Genomic DNA, 4592 nt, shown 5'->3' with positions numbered 1-4592 from the left:
ATAGAGTTTACTTTCATAAAAAATTATAGTATAATGATTTAGAGGTGATAAATGATGAATATAAAAGATAAAGTTTATACTGAATATATAGGATTGAGGGTTACAAAAAAAGAGTATGACTTGCTTTTTAAGACTTTATGCAGGAAGAAAAAGGATAAGTTATCGGTAAAATTGAGGGAGTATATTTTTAGTAAGATTAAAGAGGAGCCGGTGATAGAGTATAAGATAACCCAGGATGAAGGTATAACCGGTGTTGTTCTGTATGAAGGTGAAGAGGTTAAGGATAACCTGTTTTTTGATAATATAGGTGATGCAATGGGTTATGTTAGATCCGTAAATGCTGTTAAAAGGGTTTGTTAGATGGTGAAAGTAGGAATAAATAGCTCTATTGCTCATTTATTTGATTGATGTTAAGATAAAATTAATAGTTTGATATTTGGAGGTACGTTATGGCAATGGATAGTTCAATAAATCTCAGAAATGACATTATATTTAAGTTTGTTTTTGGATATGAGAAAAACGAAAAACTTCTTATATCGCTTTTAAATGCTATATTGGGGTTGAAAGGTGATAAAAAGATAGTAAGTTTAACTTTTCTTAATTCGTTTAATATAAAAGAGTATCTTAAAGACAAGCTGACCATTCTTGATGTAAAGGTCGTAGATGGAACAGGCATAAGGTATAATGTTGAAATGCAGGTTGCTGATGATAAATCATATTTAAAACGTATTCTTTATTACCTGGCGAAACTTTATACGGAACAGCTTAAAGAAAAAGAACCTTATGATAAGTTGTGCAAAGTTATTAGTATATCAATTCTTGATTTCAATTTTTTTGAAGATGAAGCAGATCTTCTTAATATTTTCAGGTTTTTGAATATTAAATCAAAGAAAGAGCTTACGGATTTAAAGGAGATACAGTTTATAGAGCTTCCTAAATTTAATAAAGATAAACCTAAAAGGGATATGTCAAAGTTTGAGAAGTGGTTGCTTGCATTAAAGTTTGGTGAGATTTATGCAAGTGATTTTAATAGCATCCCGGAGGAGATTAAAGAAGAGGAGGATATAATGATGGCGTTACAGGAAATGGTAAGAGCATCAAATGATGAGTATATAAGAGAGTTGCTTGAAATGAGATCAAAGGCCCGTCATGATGAAGCTTCCAGGTTATATCAGGCTAAAGAAGAAGGTAAAGAAGAAGAACGTATGGAAATTGTAAAGAATATGTTACAGGAAGGTTTAAAATTAGAAACTATAGTAAAGCTTACAGGAATGTCTATTGAAAGTATACAGGAAATGCAGAAGAAGGTTTAATTATTTTATGAAAATGGAAGAGGAAAAGAATTGTGGAATATATAGATAGACTGGAAGAGCATGATAAAGTAAGTGTATTGAGTTCTTTTTTGATAAAGAAGGTTAAGGATAAAGGATGGAGTAAGAGAGAGTTTGCAGAGAAGACAGGACTTAATGAGACTTATGTTTATAAGCTGTTATCAGGTAAAAGGGATTTTACTCCTATTGATGAGACTTTGAATAAAATTTATGATGTGCTGGAGCTCTCCCAGGAGGACAGGAAATTTATTTATGATCTTGCAGTTCGTGAGCGTGAGAGTGGTAATTTAGTTTATCCTGAACTTCCTGTTCCACCGGTTCCGCCTCCTTTACCTGAGTATCCGGGAGGTGGAGATCCTTCTCCTGTTCTGGGTGTTATAGGTTTTTTCTGGAATCTTTTGTCTTCCCTGGTTAAATTTATTTGTGAGTTCTTTAAGAAATTTTTTCAGAAATAATTTTGTAAAAAAATGTCCGAGAAACTTCTTCGAAATTAATAGGACATGTTTTTATAAGTCGGTCATTTTGAGGGTAAAAAGAGGGATAAAATAGCCTTAAATGCCTTAAAATAGGCATTTTTCAATGTTTTATAGTCCTTGATTTTTGACACAAATATATCAAAAATAGCCTGTTTTGAGAAATTACAGTCACTAGATGAAGGTTTATATTTTTTTAAAAAATAATCGCTCCCGGGGGCTTTAAATTCGTTTTTAGATATGTTTAAAAAGAAAGGTCAGCTTATGAATGATATTATAAATAATCCGGAAGAGGAAGTTCAGGGTAAAAAGTATAAGAACGCTATTGAGGAGATAAGAGCAGAGTTAAAGAGTGAGTTCGGGAAGATGCCTGAAGGATGGAGTTGGAGCAGGGACAGGAAACTTCCTGCGACTTTATCCAGGGAAGAGTGTGAATCTTTAATGAGTGCTTATGATAAGGGGAAGTTTGCCTTCAGGAATAATCTGATTATAAGGACTCTTTATGCTACCGGTTTAAGGGCTGAAGAATTAGAGAATATTAAATTCTGTGATATTTTTTATGATAATAAAACGGTTTTTGTAAGGGCCGGTAAAGGTGATAAGGACAGGTATTGTGCTATTGATAAGACTACCCTTGAGATGTTGAAGAAATGGCAGGAAGGAAAGGAACTGTCTGAGTCTGTCTTTGGTATAACATTGAGACAAATCAGGAGGGTTGTTGAAGGAGCCGGAGAGGTTACAGGGATATCGAAGAAGTATGAGGCAATGGGAAGGGTGTTTTCTACTCATAGTATGAGGCATGCTTATGCGACTCATTGTTATGAAAATGGTATGAGGCTTCCGACTCTTCAGAGGTTTATGGGCCATGAGTATATTTTGACTACTATGGTTTATCTTTATACTTCTCAGAGGTATGATGTGGTGGAGTATGAAAGGACTCATCCACTGGAAAGTTAGAAATAAAATTTTGTAATAGATGGAGTTTCTGCATCTAATATCTTAAAAATTTAGTTGATTATAAAAAAATGAATTTGGAGGGCTATAAATGACTGAAAAAAAAGGTCAATTAAAATTTAAACCAATATTACTTCCTACTAAATTAACTAATGAAGTAATAAAAAGTGTAGAACAGTGGTTAAAATCACATTATGATAATAGTCATTTAACTATTGAAGATGAACAATTTTTTGATTTATCATATTGCTTTAATAATAACAAAAAAATAGGTATAGCGTTAAGATATATTGATGAAATTATTGGCGATAATATAAATTATGTGTCTTATGAAATTATTCACCCTAAAGTAGAAGAAATTATTTCTGACATAATTAGTGAAACATATGATGTTGATGAATTGCTAATTTTAATTATAACTAAAAATGAGAAAATTGCTAAAGATATGTATGATCAATTACCACAATTACTTAATAAAAATGATCAATTACTAAAGCAATTAATTATTGGGTATCTTTTAGAAGATCAATTAAAATTAATATAAATTTTTATTAAGATTAAACTTCAATAACCGTAAAGATCTCCTGGTGAGTTTTTTTAGAAGATACTGGAAGTTCAAATGGTACATATTTAAATCAAGAAGAAATTGAAAAAAATAAACTAATTCTTTTGAAAGATTGAGTTGAAATTTGTTTTGGAAAGACTAATACCTTTTTTAGTATGGGCTAAATAAAAATATCTAGAATTAGGAGGTTATTAATGTCTAATATTAATGAACTTTTGAAAACAGGAATAATTTTAGAAAATCATTATAAAGTTGTTAATCTTATAAAAAAAGGCGGAATGGGAGCTGTTTATAAAGCAGAAGATATCAAATCTAATTCAATCTATGCAATTAAAGAGCTTATTCCTCCTTTAGGGACATCATTGGAACAAGAACAGGCTAAGCAGTGGTTTAAGAGAGAAGCTGAGTTACTAAAAAAATTAAAACATCCAAATTTTCCTAAAATATCAGATAATTTTATAAGTAATGGTAGATATTATTTAGTAATGACTTATATAGATGGTCAAGATTTAGAAACTATATTAGAAAAAGAAGGTAATCCAGGTTTGCCAGAACAAAAAGTAATTGATTGGGCAAAACAGATACTTGAATTTCTTGATTATCTTCATAATCAGTCTCCACCTGTAATATATCGTGATATAAAACCTTCTAATATTATGTTAAATAAAAATAATCAAATAGTTTTAGTAGATTTTGGAATAGCCAGAGTAATACATCAAAATAGCCAAACAACAAAAACTATAATAGGCACTGAAGGATATTGTCCAGTTGAGCAATATCGTGGTAAAGCTGAACCTCGCTCTGATTTATATTCTCTGGGAGCTACGATGCATCATTTACTTACAGGAATGTCTCCTATACCATTCAAATTTGATCCGTTAAGCACAAGTAATCCTAATATATCTTCTAATTTAGAAAATATAGTAATGAAGGCTTTAAATGATGATCTTAATAAAAGATTTTTATCTGCTAAACAAATGATAAACGCTTTAAAAGGGGTAAATTCTTTAAAAAATACCAGCTTGGAAGTTCAGAGTAATCAAAGTAATAGAATTGATACACAGGGCAAAAATATTAGCAGTTATGAAAAATCAAAGTTAATGATGGATAAAATAACAGATGATATGTTCAGAGATAGTGGGATTGATACACAGGGCAAAAATATTAGCAGTTATGAAAAATCAAAGTTAATGATGGATAAAATAACAGATGATATGTTCAGAGATAGTGGGATTGATACACAGGGCAAAAATATTAGCAGTTATGAAA

At 30.8% G+C, this 4592-nt stretch carries 6 protein-coding genes and 1 pseudogene; all 7 read left to right on the top strand.

Annotated features, from left to right (window positions below; all coding sequences use genetic code 11):
- Nucleotides 1-51: 51 nt before the first annotated feature.
- The gene (locus tag AB1349_11975) at nt 52-360 is read left to right on the top strand and encodes a hypothetical protein (GenBank protein ID MEW6558047.1); all 309 of its coding nucleotides are present in this window, start codon (nt 52-54) and stop codon (nt 358-360) included.
- An 89-nt stretch (nt 361-449) separates the two neighbouring features.
- Nucleotides 450-1313: an Rpn family recombination-promoting nuclease/putative transposase gene (locus AB1349_11970; GenBank protein MEW6558046.1), complete on the top strand. Its 864-nt coding sequence runs from the start codon at nt 450-452 to the stop codon at nt 1311-1313.
- Between the two features lie 32 nt (nt 1314-1345).
- Nucleotides 1346-1786, top strand: a complete 441-nt coding sequence (locus AB1349_11965; GenBank protein MEW6558045.1) for a helix-turn-helix transcriptional regulator — start codon at nt 1346-1348, stop codon at nt 1784-1786.
- Nucleotides 1787-2068: 282 nt separating this feature from the next.
- On the top strand, nt 2069-2761 hold the full coding sequence (locus AB1349_11960; GenBank protein ID MEW6558044.1) for a tyrosine-type recombinase/integrase: 693 nt from the start codon (nt 2069-2071) through the stop codon (nt 2759-2761).
- A gap of 88 nt (nt 2762-2849) precedes the next feature.
- The gene (locus AB1349_11955) at nt 2850-3302 is read left to right on the top strand and encodes a hypothetical protein (GenBank protein ID MEW6558043.1); all 453 of its coding nucleotides are present in this window, start codon (nt 2850-2852) and stop codon (nt 3300-3302) included.
- Between the two features lie 59 nt (nt 3303-3361).
- Nucleotides 3362-3439, top strand: a pseudogene (locus tag AB1349_11950) (FHA domain-containing protein).
- A gap of 78 nt (nt 3440-3517) precedes the next feature.
- The coding region (locus AB1349_11945; protein MEW6558042.1) for a serine/threonine-protein kinase at nt 3518-4592 on the top strand (1075 nt) is incomplete at its 3' end.

It is taken from the genome of Elusimicrobiota bacterium (genome assembly GCA_040757695.1).
GTDB lineage: Bacteria > Elusimicrobiota > UBA8919 > UBA8919 > UBA8919 > JBFLWK01.
This window is presented reverse-complemented; position numbering and strand designations above follow the sequence as displayed.

What these genes read in the sequence shown, in the direction of transcription:
- AB1349_11970 (MEW6558046.1), top strand. Translation starts at nt 450, where the DNA reads ATGGCAATGGATAGTTCAATAAATCTCAGAAATGACATTATATTTAAG.
- AB1349_11960 (MEW6558044.1), top strand. Translation starts at nt 2,069, where the DNA reads ATGAATGATATTATAAATAATCCGGAAGAGGAAGTTCAGGGTAAAAAG.
- AB1349_11975 (MEW6558047.1), top strand. Translation starts at nt 52, where the DNA reads ATGATGAATATAAAAGATAAAGTTTATACTGAATATATAGGATTGAGG.
- AB1349_11955 (MEW6558043.1), top strand. Translation starts at nt 2,850, where the DNA reads ATGACTGAAAAAAAAGGTCAATTAAAATTTAAACCAATATTACTTCCT.